This window comes from Butyricicoccus sp. AM78-15b2TA (genome assembly GCF_027665985.1).
Taxonomy (GTDB): domain Bacteria; phylum Bacillota; class Clostridia; order Oscillospirales; family Butyricicoccaceae; genus Agathobaculum; species Agathobaculum butyriciproducens.
The window spans coordinates 130733-151607 of the sequence record NZ_JAQEHY010000002.1 but is presented as its reverse complement, the minus strand read 5'-3'; the positions used below and the strand labels follow the sequence as shown (position 1 = coordinate 151607).

Below are 20875 nucleotides of genomic sequence, written 5' to 3'. Positions count from 1 at the left end.
CCTTTCTTTCGCGATATGGCAGCGCAACGCTGCCGCCTTGCTGATAATTGTTAAATTGTAAAATAATACTTTTTTCAAATGCTGTTCCAGCTATTCTATATTAAAACAGGAGGCGGCCTTTATCCCCATCATCAGGATAAAGACCGCCCTGTACTTCCGATTTTCATTGGGTATCGTACTGATCTCATACCCCCACCTCCGCTTACCGAATTTTCATTGATTTTTGGGATTACTGCCATAATTACAGTGTAACTGACAGTTTTCGGAAACCTTTGGAGTAGCGTTAGAATATCCTTCGAGGAAAGAGAAAATCATTCGACATTATATAACAAAACAAGCTCCAAAACAGTCATAGCATTCTCCCACTTTGGAGCTATTCCTTTATTATTTCCATAAAGTTGTATCTTCTGTCGTTACCTGTGCCGTATCCGGATGGATATAAATGATTTGAAGTCCTTTCTTTTTGGCATAGTTGATAGTCTGCTGAGTTCCGGATCGCACATTGTTTGCATTATCATAAACAGCCACCATACAACCGGCCTGATCCACCATAAAGTAATTGCGTTTTTTATAATTCTCACTTGATGGCATTTCACCCAGAATTAAAACCTTCGCTGCATATTTGCGAATAAACTTCATTCTCTTTTGGTGCCAATCATCCCAGTCTGCATCATATCCCTCAAAGGGGAGAGCCAGACACAATTTCACATCTTGATACGCTGTCTGTTCTTTCATACGCAACAGGATCTCTGCCGCCCACATATCAGTTCCCATTGCTCCCCCAGCCCAAAAGCATCGCACCCCCTGATTATAAAGCCGTATAAACTGTTCCTGCAAACACTTTTTGATCCGCTGGCAGCGCTTGTCCTTTTCGTTATATTTGAACTTGAAACGAGTCGGCCTATGGCCTGTAATTACACACGAAAAACTGTTCATATGATTCTCCTTTCCCAGTATCCATCTTCGTCTATTATACTTGCCATAGACGAGATAAATCAACCATGACCGCTTAATAATCCATGTCATAGCGGATAAAATGTAACTATGGCATGGAGGTGACGCATGGATAATCTACTAAAAGATATGGGTAAACGGATCTTCGACCGGAGGAAACAACTGAATATGACCCAGGAAACTCTGGCAGAGCTGGCTCATGTCACACCACAGACCATCTCCACCGCAGAACTGGGACAAAAGGCTATGCGACCTGAAACAATCCTCAAAGTCTGTGATGCGCTCAACATCAGCACCGAGTACTTGTTGCGAGGCATCATCACAGAAACAGATTCCTCCCTTCTCATGGCGAAGATTTCCACACTAACGCCCAAGCAATACAGGCATTTTGAAGATATTTTAGACAGCTTTATCGCGGCCATACAGGAAGAGGCATAGGAGCATCACTGGCTCCCATGCCTCTTTTGATTATCCTCTGCTGCGGAATGCAGATAAAGCGCTGGCAATCAGACTGCGTGTTCTATCGTCCATTTCAGTCTCATCCCCCGCCTCCTGTGCATCCGAAACAACCATAGGCGCTACTGGCTTCTTCCCTGTTCTGACTGGATGAATCTGCTCTTCTACCTTTTCCCGTCCCATCCCTTCCTGCCGCAAAATCTCTTTGACGATAGCCACCACCGCTTCTTTGCTGATGACCGAAGCATTTAGCGGCTGCGGCTCCTGCCCAAAGTGCTCATTATAGTAAACCACTGCATTTGCCACATACTGTGCTTTTGTGCGGGGACTCTGCAGCTCCAGTAATCCAATGGCAGTCTCGTGTATAGGATCTCCCTCATTAAAGCGCAGTGTAAACCGTCCCCGTTCTTTTTTCTCGCCCATACCATCACCTGCCTGCTGTTTCAATCCGGTACAGATACTCATATCCATCCGCATTTGCATTGATTTTCGGTACAAAGAATGGTGTTCCCACCTTGCCCGAAGTTTCAATCTGCCGCTTCAAAAGAATGGCGCCACCGCCTACAAATACTACCTTGCAATATTGCAAGTCTATCATACGCTCTCGCAGTGTGCTGAACAGGTCACTGATAAATTCCTGCGCCATCTGTTCTGTCAGCCGTATGGCTGCATCCGGATATTTGGTCTTTTTCCCCATCAAGATGGCATCCACATCCCCTTCATCCAGCAACAGGTCCAGTTCCGAATTCACCTTGGAACGCACCTTATTGTATAGCAGGATCACACCATTTTCTAACGAATCGCAAGAGGTAAGGTCGATTTCTCCGTTTTTCATCAGCAAATAGTCCGCAGTGAACCCACCAATATCCAGGATTACCGCTTTTGGCTCCTCCACAAGCGTATGGAGCATGGTGGCCGCTGCTGCGTAAGCCTGGGGAAAACAGGCAACATCTTCAATATAGATGGTGTACGGCTTGCCCTGCACCTCAAATTCTACCATTCCCCGCTGCCCAAAGTATTGCGTAAACCGCTCCACCTGGGCACCAAAGTGTGCCGGTGGCAGTCCTACTGCCAGTTGGATACGCTGAACCTCTGTGGAATATGCTCCCCTCGCTTCAATTTCACCAGCCAGCGCAAATAGGGTCAGGATAAAGAAGCGATCATCCTCCGTTTTATCTTTCCGATAAGGAATCCGCTCAGTAGACAGCGTATAGTAGGTATTCTGATACCTCAGCACATTCTGTCCAAAGGGACGGGTGACACTCTGCTTCAGACCGGACACAAAGGGGTTGCAATGAACCGTTTTAATTTGTTTGTTGCCATGATCAACGCCAATAAGCATATGTAATGCCTCCTTCTTACTTTATACATATCCTTTACGCCTATATGACGCCTATTCTCAACAATCACGCACTATTTTCAAGAAAAGAAAAAGCAGGAGACCTATATAGAGGTTTCCCACTTTTGGCTACTGCACAGTATGCGCAGATAAAAGATTCGATTGTTCTATTCTGCCATACCCTGCGGAACTTCAAATTTGTATCCGCTCCCTAAAACAGTACGGATATAACCCGCCTTCGGCATATCCGGTGTCAGTTTTCTGCGGATCTGACCAATGACGCTGGCAACGGCTGTTCCGCAGTTTTCACCATCCTCACCCCACACTTCTTCATAAATCTGCCCGGCAGAAAATACCCAAGACGGGTGGTTTGCCAAGTATACCAATGTCGCAAATTCCCGATGGGTCATAGAAACCAACTCGCCGTTTCGGTGTACCGTTCTCTCCTTCAGGCGAAGCTCCAATCCCGGGAAAACAAGAGTATTACAAGGGTGAGATGACACAATATGGTCAAATTCTGGCTCGGCTGCAATAATCTCCATAATTCTGCTAAGTATGTATTCTTCATGGTCTGTTACCGATAATACAAAGATTTTTCCCATATGTCCCTCCCTTATTCATAATTAGAATCCTGATACCCTGCAGCCAATATAAAGTTTACTTGTTTATTTCAATAATAGCGACTGTTCCGTTTTTATCCAGCAAAGGGGTAATCCCCATATCATGGACAAGGTAGTTTACACCTATTTCGGTGTCTACAACAATACTCAAGGAAGTTCCCTGTGTATAGATTGTTTCAAAGCGCTTTTCTTTGTTTGCCATAGTAATCCACTCCTTTGCATAGTGTAAGGTATCAGCATTTCTAATTTATTACTCTATGATAAAGACCAAATGTTGCAGAAATCTCCTAACCACTTTCTTTTTCGGCAAGAAAACAGGCGGAATTGCTTCATTTTTGTAGCAATTCAATTTTTATCTCATTTCAGGCCGAAGAATAACCCGTTTGAATAAGAACATTGTTGCACCAAAATAGGTCAGGTAGATTGCACAGAATAGCAGGATCGTCACCAGACCATAAAGAGGTACAAGTCCCTGCTGCAAGATTGCCTCTCCGAAAAAGAACTGTGCCCCTGCTATCAGCAAAACCGTCAGCAAAAGAGGGAATAGTAGTGGGATCAAAAAGACTGTGGACAGTTCCCTGCGGATCAGGGAAGCCTGCCTGTGCCCCGGTACACCCAAACGGTCAATGACTGCATAATTCTTCTGGTTTTTGTCTATGGCAGAAAGCTGCTCAAATGCAAGAACCGAGCAGGATAGAATGATGAAAATAATGCTTAAATACAATCCGCAGAACGAAATAGCTGTAAATCCCGTCAGCGAATTGGCAACGCCCCACATCTTTACTGTAACACCCATCGTTACTTTTTCCGGGAGCTGTTGACCGGACTGCAATTCCGGCTGCCATTTCCCACTGTTCAGGAATTGCTTCAAGTCGCTTTTCAATTCCGGGTATCCGCCATCTTCCAGTTTCATCGCCAGACGGATTTTTTCTCCGACTAATTGTGAAGCTGCTTCATCCGGCAGAACAAGTACATATCCCTTCGTTCCGGCCATTTGATACTGCTCCATCGGCTCCGTCAGGATTGGTGTCTCTGCAATAGTCAAGGTTCGACCATTTAATGTGATCTCCGGCTGCTGCTTCAAGCCCTGCCGGATTCCGTCCATATAGTTCCATGTATCACAATGAACCAAAAATTCGTTGTTGCCCATGACAACAGGAGAAAGCCCCAGGATTTCACGCAGATGGTTATAGTCGGACAAGGACAAGGCTTCGATTGTATTTTCAGGAACCGCATACAGATAATAGATCACAGAATCCTCGACTTCACAATGCTCCTCTGTAAAGGAAACGATGGAATCCATGCTGGATTTTTCCAAAGGTGCATCAATCGCCACGCCTGCATCATAGGGATAATAGGCTTTCATGTTGGCTTTGTAGCCTGCCCCCATGGTAAGCCCCACAAACATGGTTGCCAGGGATATGGTCAACAGGATCGCCACCACAGCCATTGTCCGGCCAGCAGAATGGATGCGCCGCCCAATCTGCCCCAGGAAGAACAGATTTTCTTCTTTGTACTTATGGCGCAGATTTTGTTTTGCAAATCGGTGCAGCAAAAGCGGAATCTGGCGATGCAGCTCGTAAACACCCACCAGAATGAGCAGGCAGGCTCCGCCAAGGTATAAAAATGCTTCATTGGTTTGTGTCTGAAGCATCCGCCCAAGCAAAATCACGCCTGCAACCATTGCGGCTATTGAAAGCAATACTACCAAAAGACTATGGCGGAATGATTTGAAATGGTATTCTTCATTCTTGCGGTTATCATACAGCAGATCGATTACTTTCTGATGCCGGATAATCTTTGCTGCTCGGAGCATCCCAAAACCATACATCAAGGCAAAAAACAAGAAGGTTACTGCCCAGGCCCGGAGGGAAAAAGAAACCTGATAGGTATGTGGCGCCTCAAAGATATTTTTTACCACCTGATTCAGCAAACCGGAAAGCCCTGTGCTAACCAAAGAACCAAGTAGAAAGGCCCCAGTGCCGATGATACTGTTTTCAGCAAGGAACAAATTCCGTACTGTCTTTGCTTCCATGCCAATCAGTTCGTAGGTTGCAAACTCCTTTTTCCGTCGTCCCAGCATAAAGCGGATCGCATAACTGATCACAAACGAGGACATAAAAGCAACCAGAGCTGACATAAGCAAAATTCCAGTCGTCAGCATTGACATATTTTCTGCCATAGCAAGAACATCCGATGAAAAGCCCAATGCCAAAAATGAGTACATCAATGCCGCAGTCAAGGTAAGCGTCACAAAGTAAATGATATAATCCCGCAGGCTTCTGCGGATATTTTGAATTGCTAACTTCCAGTACATATCTTCCTCCCATCACCTTACGCTATCGTAGTTATTGCGAATTGAACGCTGGAACAGCAGCCATGTACTGAGAAAATAGCAACTCAGTAGCAAAGTGAAAATCCCGACAATGATACCTATTTGCCGCATCAAGGCTCCGTAGCCAATATAAGCTGAGATTTCAGCAGAAACACTTTGAAGAAAATAGCCAATCGCAATCATTGCTAAAACGATTGCCGCTGTGATCGGCATACCAAACCAAACACCAAGCTGTTTTAGAACCAAAGTATGCAAGTCCTTCTCTTCCACTCCCATTTTTCGCAGAACCGAAAATCTGTAATTATTTTTTTCTGCATCTAAGAGCTGTTGAAGAGCCAGCACGGTAAGACACATCACCATCAGCACAATTGCACTATAAATCAAAGACGCTTTTAGGATAAAGTTAAGGGCGATTGTACGGTTCACTTCAGTAGTATGGATTGTTGTGCTGTATCCTGGCAGATTGTCTTTACCGGGATCTTCTGGATAAGAACTCACCAGAAGTTGTTCCAGCATTTCTGCCGTTTTGAAGGGAAGTGGATATTTGGTCATCACAAACCGATTGCTCTGCACCGGAAGCAAGGCTTGAGCTACTTCGTCAGGTATGATATACACCACATCTGTATAAAGATTATAGATGGATTCCCCCACAGGCTCCTGAAACACGGCGTTCTCACTGAGTTTCAGGGTGTCTGCGTCAGTTTCCAGTAAGGTATGCTCAGCGATGTAGTTTTCAATATCCTTGTCCTCTGCCGCACGATGCCAGTGGGTAGCAAATTCATCCGTTTGTAAGATAATAGGTTCATATCCCAACATTTTCCGAACAGCGTTATAATCCTTCAGTGCAATTGCCAAGGGGGGAAAATCGTACTTTACCCGCTGATGAAAGTCGCTTTTTTGGGGAAGATATTCCGAAAAAGTCAAATCATCCTTTATCGCTATGTTGTTTTGTTCTATGAACGCAGTAATTTCCCCATAGTCTGTATCCGGAAGATTTTCCACTTCATAAACATCGTTGTAGCGGCTTGAAATTTGAATATCATAGACTGCCCGACTATCCAAATAGCCCAGACTCCATCCTGTCAAAACTGGCGCAATGACAAATAAGCAGATAGAAAAAGTCAGGGTCACACAAATTATCGTCATCGTTTTTGTATTGGTAGCCAGCTTAGAGGAAAGCTGTCCAAACAGAAATAAACTCGTATTGTGATATTTGCGGGACACTTTAGACTCCTTCCAGTATAGGAGCGCCGCATTCGATAAATAAATGACTGCGGAAATGATAAACAAAATATCCGCAACCCCAAACAGCAAATATTGATTCAGAGTTGGGGCGTCAAATCCAAGGAAGTAGGCTTTTTCCAGTTCTGCGATGGAAAAAATGGGGATAGCGGTCAATACAGCACCAGCCAGAAGCCCGCAAAGATATCGGGAAAATCCTATTTTTCTGTGTAAAACAGCACCTGCGATTGCCCAAAGCAGCGTCAGTGCAGGGAAAAGGACATTCCCCCAATACATGAGTTTTACAGGAAGCGGATGCCTGGGATCGAAGTAAAAATGATATTTTACAGCACCTACCTCCAGCATCCACAGCAGCATAATACCATAGAAAATACAGATCATCGGCATCCATCTGCTTTTATGAAGCGGTTTTTCATTCTGACGGTTTGCCGTCATAAGCTCAATAATCCTGCTTTTGTTGAGAATCCTGACATTCCCGACTCCAACCAGAATCTGGCAAACAACAAAGAAGCCCACGGTCAGCAGCACGGTATCTGGAAAAAAAGACCAAGAAAAAGCGTAGGGTTCCCCAAAAGACGCAAGCAGCATAGCCGTAATGACCTGAGAAACGATCATCCCCAGAAGGATTCCCACCGACACAGAGAATATGAGCAGGAAAAAAGTCTCTCCAAAAAAGAGCAGTCCTATGGTTTTTTGCTCCATTCCAAGGGTTGCCTCAACTGCAAACTCCGATTGTTTTTTTCTCAGCATGAAACGATTGACATAGTGGATCAGGAACAAAAGAAGCAGACTAATCCCGCAAATTGCCAGTTTCATACCTCCAGCCAGCAGGGAAATATTATATTCCGCACCGATGGTCGGATGATAATGGGTGCTGCTGATAGACAAAAACGCATAGAACAGGGTGACACAGAGTGTCATGGTCACAATATAAATCAAATAGTCCTTCACAGACCGCTTTGCATTTTTGAAAATGAGTTTAGCGTACATCGCTCATGCCCCCTCCCATCATGGTGAGGACATCCAGGATTTTTTCAAAGAAAGTCCTACGGGAATCACCGCCCTTACGGATTTCCGTGAAGATTGTCCCATCCCTTAAAAAGAGAATACGATTGGCGTAACTTGCCGAAAAAGCGTCGTGTGTCACCATCAGGATTGTGGCTCCGAGATCTTCGTTGATACTCTGGATCGTAGAGAGCAGCATCTGGGACGAGTGACTGTCTAACGCACCGGTGGGTTCATCCGCCAAGATCAGCTTAGGCTGGTTGATAATGGCTCTGGCACAGGCGCACCGCTGCTTCTGACCACCAGACACCTGATAGGGGTACTTATCCAGAATATCCGTGATATTCAGCTTTCCGGCCATTTCCCGCACCCGTCCATCAATCTCGCCTGCTGGAACCTTGTTGATGGTCAGCGCCAGGGCTATGTTTTCCGAAATGGTCAGCGTGTCCAGCAGGTTAAAATCCTGGAAAACAAAGCCAAGATTTTCCCGACGAAACCGGGCAATCTGTTTTTCATTGATTTCCGTCACATCGGTCCCATCCAGATAGATATGTCCCGCACTGACGGTATCAATTGTGGAAATACAGTTGAGCAGGGTGGTCTTGCCGGAGCCGGATGCTCCCATGATTCCGACAAATTCTCCCTCTTGAACGGAAAAGCTGATGTCCTGAATTGCTTTTGTAACATTCCCGCCATTTCCGTAATATTTTTGGATATGATCCAGTTTCAAAATTTCTTTCATTGTTATCACCTCTGATCTCTATTGTAGAATAAGAACGACTTCGTTTGTATCAAATTTTCTTACAAAGTTCTAACAAAAATGTAAGAAGTGCAGAACGCTTTTCAGTCCTGCACTTCATGAATCAGACAGTTGATGTGAAAAGAAAGGGAAATGGCTGTGCCATGTTCCGACGACTCCGCCGTAATGCCAATACCCAGCTTTTCACAAAGCCGTTTGCATAGGTACAGACCAATTCCTGTGGATTGCTGTACCATACGACCATTCTGACCGGTAAATCCCTTTTCAAAGATGCGAGGCAGATCGGACGCAGCAATTCCGATTCCATTATCCTCCACGACAAGGACAACCTGATCCTGCCGTTTATGGGTAGAAATGCGGAGGATCGGCTGCTCAATACGATACTTGACCGCATTGGCAATCAGTTGGTTCAGAATAAAGCGCACCCACTTTTCATCTGAATAAACCGTATCCTGCATTTCCTCCACTTCCAGGTGCATACCACTTTGGAGCAATAGATATTTGTTATCTGCAATCGCCTGATGCACCACCTGAGACAACGCCATTTCCCGAACGGAATAATCTTTCTCTGTATGCTCGCTTCGAGCGTAGTAAAGAGCCTGTTCGGTAAAACGATTCGTCTTTTCCAGTTCCAGCAGGAGTTCCTTTGTCCAGTCCGTCCGATGATTTTCACATAGGAGTTTCATGGCAGTAATAGGGGTTTTGATCTCGTGAATCCATTGCTCAATGTATTCCTTGTACTCCAGGCGTTCCCGCTCGACCTCTCCAATCTGCTCCAACATGGATTTTCCAGCCATTTTCAAAAGCTGATAGTAAACCTGATCCTCAGCCTGTTCCGGCAACTCCATCACTTCGGAAATGAGGTATCGTTCTGAAAGCTGTTCCGCCATATCCAGAAGTTTTTTCATCTGCCGCTTCCGTTTCCAGTAAGTAAGGACAAGTCCAGCCAACAAAATCAATGCCCATACAATCAGGATCAATAATACTGCGGAAACCGAGTTGCCGCACACCAGTAGAAATACAGTGAGCGCAGCCATACAAACAAGGTTCGTCAGCAGAAATGGCAGTCTGTTTTTCCAATATCGTCTGCTGTTCATATCGTGTACCCCTGTCGATGCTTTGTCTTAATAAAATCTGTCAGACCAATGCCCGCCATTTTTTCCCGGATACGGTTGATATTAACGCTCAAAGCATTGTCATCCACATATAACTGATTGTCCCACAAATACTCAATCATATCTGCACGAGAACAGATTTTTCCTCCGTTCTTGAAAAGGTAATAGAGAATTTTCAATTCGTTCTTGGTAAGTTCTACGCTCTGTCCATTATAGTCTAAACTGCTGAATTCCATATGCAGCACTGCATCTCCATAGACGATCTGTTCCCGTTGCTGTGTGGGATAGGCTTTTTTCAACAGAGAAGCAATTTTCGCAAGCAGGATTGCTGTGTTATAGGGCTTCGTGATAAAAGCATCTCCACCCAGCATGATGCTGTTCAGTTCGTCCATATCCGTGTTGCAGCTTGTCACAAAGATGATTGGTACTTCGGAAAATGTGCGAACCTCGGTGCAGAGAGAAAAGCCGCTGATTCCCGGCAGCTTGATGTCCAGCAAAACCAAGTGTGGTTGTTCAGCTTTGATCCGGTCGATCACATCAGAAAAATCTTCCGGAGCCACCGTTTCATAGCCGTTACTTTGCATCAGCGTTTTCAATTCATTCCGTATCAACGGATCATCTTCTATTATCAATATTTTTTCTTTCATATCAGCCTCCGTGAAGAAAACTACTATATGTAGTTGCTCATGCTCCCATTGACATTTGCATCAGGCGAATATAAAAATGCAGCCTTAATGCGTTAGGAACCTTGTCCCTCAACAAATGAAAAATGGTAAACTTATATTTCTTCAACATCAATGACATTATATCCTCTTTGTTTTAATGCCTTTGCAAACAAGCCCATTCCGGGAATTAACTTCCCAGTGAAGCTACCATCATATATCTGATTAACACCACAGGTAGGACTTCTGGATTGTAATATAACTAAATCAATCTCTTCATTCTGAATTTTCGATAATGCAACTGCCACTGCTTTATCATATTCTAAACTAACATCATTTCCGTTTTCATCAACTACTCTCCCATCCACAATTTCTGCACAGGATCTGGGAATTTTCATACCTGCTAATACTTCTGGGCAGATAGAAATAACTTCTTTATCTTTCAAGAAATTGATAGCCGCTATATTTTCGTTGTTTTTCCCATTATATTTACAGTTCACTCCCATAATACAGGCACTAACCAATACCTTCATCCTTTTCGCCTCCCTAAGCTTTCAATCAAAACCAATTCACTTTTTCTGCTCTAAATTGAGGAGTATCGCCTTCCTGGTATGGATTATAGGTATTGCGATTACACCCAAATTCTTTCAACGACTTTATTCTATTATCCTCTGTCCATTCAACCAGCGAGATTCCATCAAATTCCTCTATACTTCCATTGTTCATTTCATTTTTGAAATACCACTCTACAATCGTTTGATCTCCCTTATGGAAGAATTGCTTGATTTTCCAAACAACTACCTTGCCACGGGTATTCCATTCCTGAAACCAATGCTTTACTGTTTTTCGGTTGTTATACTGGGGACTCCAACTTTCTGTATAAATCACATCTTCTGCAAATATATCATCAATCCCCATATCCTGCTGATTGAGCCACATATCAAACCATAGTCGGATTATTTTTTCTCGTTCATTCATGATATAAACACCTCACCATTCTTTTGTCTTACCTTCGCGTTTGTTCTGCATAACCTTGGTTTGATATACGAGAACAGGAATCAGAGAAACCAGGGCAAGCACACCAAAAACTACCGAGCGTTTTGCAACCGCAAATATTGCGAACATGAGCAGTATCAGCAACCACGGATTACGCAGATTTCTGTAATAGTTTTCCTTGTCCTCATAAGAAGTATGAAGTTCAAATGGCTTACCGTCATTATCCTTTTCTACAATCAACAGTTCCCGGTTAAAGGTGGTGGCATTTGTTGCTATGCGTCCTCCTCTTTCAGCCCATGGCCGTAGACGCACTTTACCAACAGAGTAGTTCAGGTTGATGTTTTTATAAAATACTTTGTAACCCATCCCCTCTAAAAACTCATGATAATCTGACGCATCGACCTTCGATTTTTGCCCGATAAACTCCACACAGTATTTTACCTGATCCGGTTTACACTCCTCAAATTCATACAACATTTTTTCCGCCCGAATCAGACGATAGCCCTTTTCAGACATTTTATTCAGCCAATGTTCCTGGGCAGTCAACAAACCGCCAAAGAAACGATAATACTTTTTGCTCATACTGCACCTCCAATAATTCCATTAGCCACGCCTACAAGTTCATTGAGCCTTATAAGTTCCTTTTCTGCAATTTCTTTTCCTTGCGTTGTAATGAGATATTCTTTTTTCCGTCCCGCACTATCTCCAAAAGGTGCAATCCAGCCTTTTTCCTGCAACGAGTTCAACGCACCATATAAAGTACCTGCCCCCAGCGTGAGCCGCCCTTTTGTACTATCTTCAATAAATTGCATGACAGCATATCCATGTTTCGGGGTATAGAGGGAGAGCAAAATAAAGAATGTCACCTCTGTGAGCGCACCACCTTTCGCATTGTCTCGCATAACACCTACCTCCTCATTACGGTTACTGTAATAAATATATCACTAACCGTAATAGAAGTCAATAATGAGCCAAAATATAACGACAAGCCTAAAAAGCGGGGCAGCACGCTGCCGCCCCGCCAATCCTATACGGTTATTCCATCGCTCGCATTTCTTCCACAAGAGATTGATTTTTCTGTCTGCGCATTGTCCAGAAGGACAGGATAACCTCCAGGCCAAACAGCACCAGAACGAACAGCCCCATTTGCAGGAAAGGGAACGAATATGGCATTGCTACATGGAAAGTCATTTCGCTGAATTTTCGGGCAGCTATCACTGCAATCGGGAGGCCGACTGCCAGAGTTGCCAGCGCAGCAGAAAAGGCATAGCAAATCCCCTCATAGATGGTCATTTGACAGAGCTGCTTTCTGGTCAGACCGATGGCGCGAAAGACGCTGTTTTCCCTCTTTCTGGACATCTGATTGGAGAGTGTGGTATTGATGAGATTGACCACGCCAAAGAGGAATACCAACCACGACAGCGCCTGAAGCCCTCCGAAAACAACCCTGTTCTCTATTTCCTCATAATCCTTATGTATCCCAATGGTATCCAATTTAAGATCCGGATTGGAAGAAATGATTGCATTCAGGCTGTTTTCAATCTGCTCTGCCTTTTTAGGATCACCGACAATGCTCCAGGAATAATCAAAACAATCGATCATCGGCATTGCTTCCTGAAACAGCTCTTTGGTTGCAACCATGCAGGTGCTGTCCAATGCCAGAGGACCATGACCATTTTTAAGCCCATCGTTTATGAGCAGACCGGAAACAGTGACAGGAATCTCTTGATCCCCTATGGTAAGTTTGATAACTGACCCCACATCTACACCGATCATATCTTCTGCATAATCCATATCAAGTGCAATGCTATGGGAATCTTGAGGCAAATTCCCCGACACAAGTGCCGCTTCCATTTGATCCCTGTTTCGGTCACTCAACAGATCGCACATTCCGCCGGAGGAGCTTTCCTCATTTTCAAACCGCACATGAACCGCCTGACGATTTTCTATCACATCCGTTACGCCGTCTACGGCCAGCACCTCCTGCCGAAGCGTTTCATTCAACGGATTTCCTTCCGACATCACCTCATATTCTGATTTTTCGGAATGGATATAGATTTTATAATCCCCATCCGGGAAAAACTGTCTTGCGATCCGCTCCGGCGAGCGGACCAAAAGAATCGATGCCGTCACCAAAAGGATCACGCCGCCCAGACTCAGGGAAGCCACGATGCTGATCGTCTTTTTGCGGTCACGCCTGAAATTTGCAATTCCCATGGAGAGCGGATTTAACCGCATATTCTTCTTATGTGTGCGCGTCTTTCCGCTCTGACTGCCGGTAAAGCGGACTGCTTCAATCGGGGAAATACCAGCGGCAATCTTTACCGGTCTGCGGATGGCAATAGACACCATAAACCAGCCAAGCAGTGCCGTCAAAACAATCGCAGCTGCATAAAACGGCAGATAAAACCCACGGGAAAACAGGGCAAACCCGGCTGCACATCCCAGCAAAATACCGATTCCAATTCCAGCCCAGCCTAAGAAACGGCCTTCTTTTTTGACAATACGGCGGATCTGCTTTGGCGTTGTGCCGATCGTCCGAAGCTGTCCATAGCTTTGGATTTTGTCATTGATCGAAATTCGGAAGATACTTTGTATTACCACATATCCTCCGATGATGACCAAAACTGCGATACCGGCAACCAGCGCCAGCATACTGACATTCACAGGCTGCTTATAGAACTTCATATAGCTGAGGTTCATGACCGGCATTTCCAGCTGATATTCTTTGGCAATCTCCCGGCTGCGGGCAGTCAGCTCATTTTCATCCATCTGCTGCTCATTCTGAAAATGCACATAAGCGCGATAGTCAGCGGGGTCATAGCCGCTCCATCCTTTCAAAGCTTCTTTGGAAAGAAGGATGGAACAGCCATTTACCTCTTTTTCCTTATAGCCTTCCAGAATACCAGTCACCGTATATTCTCCGTGAAAGCTCTCACTGTCCAACATAACCTTTTCGCCAATCCCGGCGTCTGCACCGTATTCGGAAAGGAAATAGCGGCTGACCGCCACCTCATCCTCCTTTTGGGGCAGGCGGCCCTCCAACAGTTTCATCTGGTCACGGGCAATATACATCGTTTCCTCATCACAATAAATATAGGAGGCGTTGTATCCCTGCTTGGCAGGTTCCACAGCCAGCATATAATACTCTCCTACCCTTGAGAAATCATCCAGCCCTCTCAGGGTGGACACATCTTCCTCAGTAATCCCGGTATAAACCGCCTCATAGGTATCCTCCACATGATTTTTCTCTATCTGCCGGGCAGACAAAGCCATCACAATCGAAAAGCAGATCAGACAGGATGCCAGCGCAACGGCGATCACCACCATCAGATTCCGGCGCTTCTCACTTTTCAAACTTTTTCTTGCCAGTTTCCTGACAATATTTCCTGTATCATTCTCAAATGGTACTGTCATTTTGATCATCTCCTTTAAGTCTTATATTTCTGCTGTCAGCAAAGCGGCGGCTTTCCGCCTCGGAAGCCGCCGCCTCTGGTTATTCCATGGTCTTAATCCGATCCACAAGGGAAAGCCGTTTGGAATAACGGACAGCAACCACAGAGAAGATTCCGGTCACAACCAAAAGTGCCAGAACAAAAACAACCGTTTCCATCAACGGGAACTGATAAGACAGTTCCCCGAAAATATTAAAACTGCTGATCACATAGTCCAAAATCCAGCCTAGGGTTCCGCCGATACCAACCGACAGTAACACCGTAACCCCTGCATACCACAGGCATTCTGCAATCAGCATACGGGAAACCTGCTTTCCTGTCATGCCCACAGACTGCAAAATCCCAATCTCCTGCTGCCTTGCCAGCAGATTGGTCATCAGGGTGTTGACCAGATTTACCATGGAGAACACAAACAGGAACGCCAGCAGCAGATAAACACCGCGGGTCATTGTCTTTAACTGCGATTCCAGGGATGCCGCATGGTCTGCCCTGGAAAATACCGTCAGCACCGGATTTTCCAGCAGGCTGAAAATAGACGCCCTGAGCGCATCAGAGTCCTCCGATGTATGAACATTCCAGACAGCCTCTCTGTTCTCAATATCCGGGTAAAGCTGGTCGGCCAGTTCTTCTGTAAGGGTAAACAGCCCCCATGCGCCAGTTCCTGATGTCTCTGACGGCTTCGCAATTCCCATGACCGTTACTTCTATGGCCTTGCCGTCCATGGATTCAAAGGTCAGCACATCCCCGATCGCAGGCGTATAGCCATAAAACATACTTAAAAGGTGATCTTCCGCGTCCGTCACGACCACACCGTTGTTTGCGGCAAGCTCCTCATAATCCGCACTGCCCTGTTCCAGATTTTCCTCCGGCAGCCATTGTTCCATCTGCTCCCTGTCAAACACCGGGAATTTTAATGCAACACTTTCCTGGGGGAATTTCACCGTTGCGGATGTCACTTCATGGCTGGTGATGGATTCCACTCCATCCAGGGCAAGCAGCTTTTGACGAAGTTCTTCTGTCAGCGGATTCTCCCGCGCAATATCAGGCAGTCCTTCCGCCCCTCCCGAATCCATCCAGCTGACCTCATAGTTACAGTGATCCCCCATGGCTTCCATCGCCATCTTTTCGGGACTGATGGAGTTCAGCACCGTAGCGGCCGTCACCAGAAATACACCCGTCAGTCCTAAAGAGGTCAGGGTGATGACTGTCTTTTTCCTGCTCCGCCTGAAATTCATCTGTGCCATGGAGAATGGCGTAATGCGGTGGTTTTTCTGATCTTTACGGTCTGTTGCCGTTTCATAACCGCTGGAGCGCACCGCTTCGATTGGGGATACCTTCGCCGCCATGCGGACCGGTGCATGGATGGACAGAAATACCGTCAGTGCGCAGGCTGCTGCGGTCGCAGCCAGATAAGGCAGATTGCCGAGCCAGCTCCAATGTGCTGGGTAAATTGCAAACCCGATCGTTCCCCCGACCAAAAGACCAAGGGTGATTCCCCAAAGGGATAACAACAATCCCTCCCGCCGCACCATCCGGCGGATCTGTTTCGGCGTGGTACCGATCACCTTCAGCCGTCCATATTCCCGCATTTTACCCTTTACGGAAATAAAGAAGATACTGTAAATGACCACGGCACAGGCAACCAGCAGAAGGATTGCCACCGGAATGTAATATTTCATCACGCCGGACTTAAAGCCCTGCATATCAAAATAGTTGGAACTGTAAAAAATCTGATCCTCTGCAACGCCGTTGGCAGAAAGGAATGCTGCAATATCCGCCTTGAGCTGTTCCAGCTCCATATCGTCCGCACCGGTATAACGAAGGCGGAATTCAAACAGCGGCTCTCCCTGTGCCATCTCCTCCACAAATGCTTCGGATACATAAAGCTGGAACATACGGGAGTCGTTCTCCACATCCATAATACCGCTGACGGTATAAGTCTGCTTCCCATTTCCCAGATCCACTTCTATGGTCTGCCCTACTTCTGCCGGGATTTCAAAATAATCAAGAAACGCCCGTTCTGCCAGAATTTCATTAGCAGCCTGCGGAAGCGTCCCGGTGAAAGAAGGTTTCTTCCCCAATTCCATCCAGTTGGCGTCCGCATACTCCACGGTCAGAACGCTGTCACCATAGCGGGCGGAACCGTAATTCTGTGAAAGGCCCCAGCGTTCCACCTCCGGGCAGGCTTTTAATTTTTCAATCATGTCGCGGTCACAATTTACTACGACCGCCTGATACTGTCCCCGGATGTCCGCCTCCAGTTTTCTGTCGCTTCCCGCTCCTGCACAAAAAATCGCTGCCATCAAAGCGGCTGCCAGGGCAATCGTTATGATCACAAACAGGTTGCGCCGCTTATCTGTCTGAATGCTCCGTGCCGCCAATTTTTTAATGACCGGCCCTGTATCATTTTCAAAAGGCAATGTCATGTCTGCCACCCCCTTTATCCAACGATTCTGCCATCCTCGATCCGCACGATGCGGTCTGCAAGCTGGGCAATGGCATCGTTATGCGTGATCATCACCAGCGTCTGGTTAAATTCACGGCTCGTTCTCTGCAAAAGCCCAAGCACATCGGCGCTGGTCTTGCTGTCCAGGTTGCCGGTGGGTTCATCGGCCAGAACGATTGCGGGCTTTGACACCAGGGCGCGGGCGATTGCCACACGCTGCTGCTGGCCGCCGGAGAGGTTGTTTGGCATATTCTTCAGCTTATCCTCCAGTCCCAGCATGGACACCACATCCGCCATAAATTTCTGATCCACCGTATCCCCGTCCAACTCCACGGGCAGGACGATGTTCTCATACACATTCAGGATCGGCACCAGATTGTAGTTCTGGAAAATAAAGCCGATATTGCGGCGGCGAAAAATTGTAAGCTGCTCGTCGTTCATCTTCGCCAGCTCCTTATCCCGCACCATCACGCTGCCGGAGGTAGGGGTATCCAGACCGCCCATCATGTGAAGCAGGGTGGATTTACCGGAGCCGGAAGTGCCGACCACCGCTACAAATTCGCCCTCCTCCACAGAGAAGTTCACGCCATCCAGGGCGCGGGTAATGTTCGGCTCTGTGCCGTAGTATTTTTTAAGATCAGTTGTCTGCAAAATTTTCATAACAGTTACCTGCCTTTCTTAATTTGTTGAGTATAGGGTAAAGGACAAATGTTGCAGAATTGTCCTAAACGATATGAAAATCTATGGTGAATTGCTTCAATTTTAGGACAATTCGTTTTGCAGTGAGACTCACACATTTTCATCCTTTAAGACTTCTACAATAATATCCCTGCGGATTCTTCTGGAAGCCGCCCTGTAAATCCCACTGATGACCATTAGCACAAGGACAACATAAGCTATCAGTCCTAGTAACGGGAATACCTGAATGAACTCCATAAAAGTCACATCCTGCATCCACATCAGAACTGTGGCGATCAAAAACAGGATTGGTAATCCAATGACCAAAGGCTTTCCTCCAAGGAAGAACCCTTCTATATGGAGCAAACGGTCAAGACCTTTTCTATCCAGTCCCACAGAACGCAGCATGGCAAATTCCTTTCTTCTTTGATGCAGACTGTTCAGGATCGCCACTGCTGCCGATGAGATTCCAATGATGCCAAATAATGCGGTCAGACTGTAAACGATCAGCATGGTCGCATCGGTCAGTCGTTCTCTGTCCAAAGCACGCTGTGTCTTGCTGGAGGTATAGAAATCACTCGTTCCCAAATAAGTACCACAGATCTGCTCTGCCTGCTTCTGTACTTCGGCATCCAGCCCATCTTCCACAAGAAGATTCATGTAAGTCCTGTAATTGTAAACTGCACGATCCTCTCCAAAATTCTGGATAATCTCATAGTATTGATCCATCGGCACAAGAATGGGTAATGTATAAAAAGCCATATTGCGCCCAATCTCCGGCATTTCAGGAAGCACAGATGATACCGTCACATCAAAACGGTAATCCCCCTGAATGGAGTCTAAAAACTTCTCTGTTAGTTCTAAAGACTGACCTTTTTTGAGGTTTAGATATGGAATCGTATCTTTTTTGGCTTCATAACCTCTGGAGTCAGGATTTTTTACAACAGAATTGACAATGAGTGCAGCGCCCGGATCAGAATAAGGTACACCTGACTGCATGAGATAATCTTCATAGGCATTCTGTTCCAAACCGATCAATACGCATGGGATACGGTAGCGGCCATCACGCTTTGCTACATACTCACCAGCCGCTTTTGTTCCAAATCCTCCAGCGGAAAGAAATTCTTCCGATAACTCATTTTCTGAAACCCAGAGCGCACAGTTCGCCATCGTATAAGTGGCCTGTTCTTCTATGTGGGGCAGCTGCTTTAATTCCTCCATAAGTGCCGGCTCTATTTTCTGACCGGATTCCATTGTAATATTGACATTAAAGTGGCTGTCCTGTTCTGCTTTGGTATTGTTAATATCTGAAACGGAAAAAACAGCCAGAAAACTGAACATCAAAAGCATACACAGACTCAGCGTTACCGTACAGGTACGAAACAGCCTCTTATTAGCCGCCATGGAGTTTGCAGAAATATTTCCAAGGAATCCAAAGCACTTTTTCAGGATTGGATGCTTTGCTGATTTTTTCAAAGAAGGATTGCTCCAGCTTTCTTTGACCGCTTCAATCGGGCGAAGTTTTCCCATCTGCCGGGCAGGACCAGAAGCAGCCAGGCGAACCGTCAGGAACGAGAGAATCACGGAAACCACTGCGACCCACGGGGAAAAGGAAGCTGTTATCCGGCTCCCGGTCACTTCCTGCATCAGGTCAGAGTATGCTGCCAATACGCCATAGGAAAAAAGGTATCCAAGTCCCACAGAAACCAGAATGGGAAGCACAGACAGCCAGCGTGCCTCATATACGATCATCATGCGGATCTGCCTTGGCGTCATTCCAATGGATTTTAAGATTCCCAATTCCTTTACCTTGCGTTTCGCAGAAATAGAAAAAGCCCCCCGAATGATATAGGCAAATACCGCCATAGATGCTGCCATGACCAACCCCAACGCCAGTGTAAGTTTAGGAAGGTCACTGCTTAGGAAATGCCCCGGTGCATAAATCCCATACATCCCAAGCAGGGCTGTATGGTAACGGAAAGGATAGTCGCCAAATTCATCCGGCTGCAAGCCAATATCCTCCGCTATCTGCGGGATGATTTCATATACTTTTCGTGGCTGCGTTACTTGAAGATACGCAACGACACCTGTGTCCTCCGATAATGCGGCCGTGTCCAGCCATCCATACGCAGGGTAGCCGTTATATGCGCTAGAAACCGTCATATCAATCTCACCAACAATGGTGTACTGCACATTTTCTGTTTTCACAAATTCTTCCCCGCTTTGAATGGGGGAAAGAAAATCCACAGTTGTATTTCCGATCCTGCGTTCGCCCAAGTCCAGGTTCAGCTGATCTCCAATCTCAACAGATGGATTCTGCTCAAAAAAGCTTTTTCCAACGACAATTTCTCCCGGCGCCTGGGGAACCCGTCCCCGCAGGATCAGATTCTTTTCCCGCATACCGCCCCAATATGCCCCATCACAGTTTTGGATCAAAAGATAGGGCAGACCGGATGCAGCAGGTAATGAGGCGGTCTGATTATCTCCTTTTACCATGATGGTCTGGATATTTTCGTTATTCCGAATCAAATCCAGCTGACCAGCATGAATCTCCAAAAGCTGTGCATCCCAATCACCGTAGGCTTCAATCTCCTGCTGCACACTTTGATTCCAATAGCTTTGGACGAATGTGCATAGCGAACACAAAAAAGTTGATGCGATCAATATGGCCGCCATGATAGAAATGGATGTACGCCGGTTTGCTTTCATGTTCTGTTTTGCCAGCCGCTTTACAATCCGGCTGGTATCATTTTCAAATGGTAATGTCATAGCCATTCACTCCTTTCGCTGTCATCCTAACTCTCAAATGTTG

Annotated in this window: 19 protein-coding genes; 1 reads left to right on the top strand and 18 read right to left on the bottom strand. The window is 46.0% G+C overall.

Features of this window, described 5'->3' with window-relative positions:
• Nucleotides 1–384: 384 nt before the first annotated feature.
• A complete protein-coding gene (locus PGS25_RS02715; RefSeq protein WP_270417637.1) occupies nt 385–936 on the bottom strand; it encodes an SLOG family protein in 552 nt (183 codons plus the stop codon).
• A gap of 126 nt (nt 937–1062) precedes the next feature.
• On the opposite strand from PGS25_RS02715, the gene PGS25_RS02710 reads away from it, so the two are divergent.
• Nucleotides 1063–1392, top strand: a complete 330-nt coding sequence (locus tag PGS25_RS02710) for a helix-turn-helix domain-containing protein (RefSeq protein WP_154255923.1) — start codon at nt 1063–1065, stop codon at nt 1390–1392.
• 30 nt (nt 1393–1422) lie between these two features.
• Here the strand turns inward: PGS25_RS02710 and PGS25_RS02705 are convergent, their stop codons facing one another.
• The 17 genes from PGS25_RS02705 to PGS25_RS02625 all read right to left on the bottom strand — a co-directional run bounded on the left by PGS25_RS02705 (nt 1423) and on the right by PGS25_RS02625 (nt 20832).
• The gene (locus tag PGS25_RS02705; protein WP_270417635.1) at nt 1423–1833 is read right to left on the bottom strand and encodes a hypothetical protein; all 411 of its coding nucleotides are present in this window, start codon (nt 1831–1833) and stop codon (nt 1423–1425) included.
• Between the two features lie 4 nt (nt 1834–1837).
• A complete protein-coding gene (locus PGS25_RS02700; RefSeq protein ID WP_270417634.1) occupies nt 1838–2752 on the bottom strand; it encodes a ParM/StbA family protein in 915 nt (304 codons plus the stop codon).
• A 164-nt stretch (nt 2753–2916) separates the two neighbouring features.
• Nucleotides 2917–3351 (bottom strand): winged helix-turn-helix domain-containing protein, encoded by a 435-nt coding sequence (locus tag PGS25_RS02695; protein WP_270417633.1) that lies wholly within the window; start codon nt 3349–3351, stop codon nt 2917–2919.
• A gap of 55 nt (nt 3352–3406) precedes the next feature.
• A complete protein-coding gene (locus PGS25_RS02690; protein ID WP_270417631.1) occupies nt 3407–3571 on the bottom strand; it encodes a DUF6440 family protein in 165 nt (54 codons plus the stop codon).
• Between the two features lie 150 nt (nt 3572–3721).
• Entirely contained in the window at nt 3722–5686 is a 1965-nt protein-coding gene (locus PGS25_RS02685; protein ID WP_270417629.1) for an ABC transporter permease, read from the bottom strand.
• Between the two features lie 12 nt (nt 5687–5698).
• Nucleotides 5699–7936, bottom strand: a complete 2238-nt coding sequence (locus PGS25_RS02680) for an FtsX-like permease family protein (protein WP_270417628.1) — start codon at nt 7934–7936, stop codon at nt 5699–5701.
• Entirely contained in the window at nt 7926–8693 is a 768-nt protein-coding gene (locus PGS25_RS02675; RefSeq protein ID WP_270417626.1) for an ABC transporter ATP-binding protein, read from the bottom strand. The genes PGS25_RS02680 and PGS25_RS02675 overlap by 11 nt, the downstream gene beginning before the upstream one ends.
• 101 nt (nt 8694–8794) lie before the next feature.
• A complete protein-coding gene (locus PGS25_RS02670; RefSeq protein WP_109625008.1) occupies nt 8795–9808 on the bottom strand; it encodes a sensor histidine kinase in 1014 nt (337 codons plus the stop codon).
• Nucleotides 9805–10473, bottom strand: a complete 669-nt coding sequence (locus tag PGS25_RS02665; RefSeq protein ID WP_109625009.1) for a response regulator transcription factor — start codon at nt 10471–10473, stop codon at nt 9805–9807. Before PGS25_RS02665 ends, PGS25_RS02670 begins: the two co-directional genes overlap by 4 nt.
• Before the next feature lie 131 nt (nt 10474–10604).
• Nucleotides 10605–11021, bottom strand: a complete 417-nt coding sequence (locus PGS25_RS02660; protein ID WP_109625010.1) for a DUF523 domain-containing protein — start codon at nt 11019–11021, stop codon at nt 10605–10607.
• Nucleotides 11022–11046: 25 nt separating this feature from the next.
• Nucleotides 11047–11466 carry a nuclear transport factor 2 family protein gene (locus PGS25_RS02655; protein WP_109625011.1) on the bottom strand — a complete coding sequence of 140 codons (420 nt, stop codon included), beginning with the start codon at nt 11464–11466 and terminating at the stop codon, nt 11047–11049.
• A gap of 12 nt (nt 11467–11478) precedes the next feature.
• A complete protein-coding gene (locus tag PGS25_RS02650) occupies nt 11479–12066 on the bottom strand; it encodes a DUF2812 domain-containing protein (protein WP_109625012.1) in 588 nt (195 codons plus the stop codon).
• Nucleotides 12063–12386: a PadR family transcriptional regulator gene (locus PGS25_RS02645; protein ID WP_004841007.1), complete on the bottom strand. Its 324-nt coding sequence runs from the start codon at nt 12384–12386 to the stop codon at nt 12063–12065. Before PGS25_RS02645 ends, PGS25_RS02650 begins: the two co-directional genes overlap by 4 nt.
• Nucleotides 12387–12519: 133 nt before the next feature.
• Nucleotides 12520–14901 (bottom strand): FtsX-like permease family protein, encoded by a 2382-nt coding sequence (locus PGS25_RS02640; protein ID WP_270417623.1) that lies wholly within the window; start codon nt 14899–14901, stop codon nt 12520–12522.
• A 79-nt stretch (nt 14902–14980) separates the two neighbouring features.
• Nucleotides 14981–17365: an ABC transporter permease gene (locus PGS25_RS02635; protein WP_270417621.1), complete on the bottom strand. Its 2385-nt coding sequence runs from the start codon at nt 17363–17365 to the stop codon at nt 14981–14983.
• Nucleotides 17366–17379: 14 nt separating this feature from the next.
• The gene (locus PGS25_RS02630) at nt 17380–18045 is read right to left on the bottom strand and encodes an ABC transporter ATP-binding protein (protein WP_109625015.1); all 666 of its coding nucleotides are present in this window, start codon (nt 18043–18045) and stop codon (nt 17380–17382) included.
• Nucleotides 18046–18174: 129 nt separating this feature from the next.
• Nucleotides 18175–20832: an ABC transporter permease gene (locus PGS25_RS02625; protein ID WP_109625016.1), complete on the bottom strand. Its 2658-nt coding sequence runs from the start codon at nt 20830–20832 to the stop codon at nt 18175–18177.
• Nucleotides 20833–20875 lie beyond the last annotated feature (43 nt).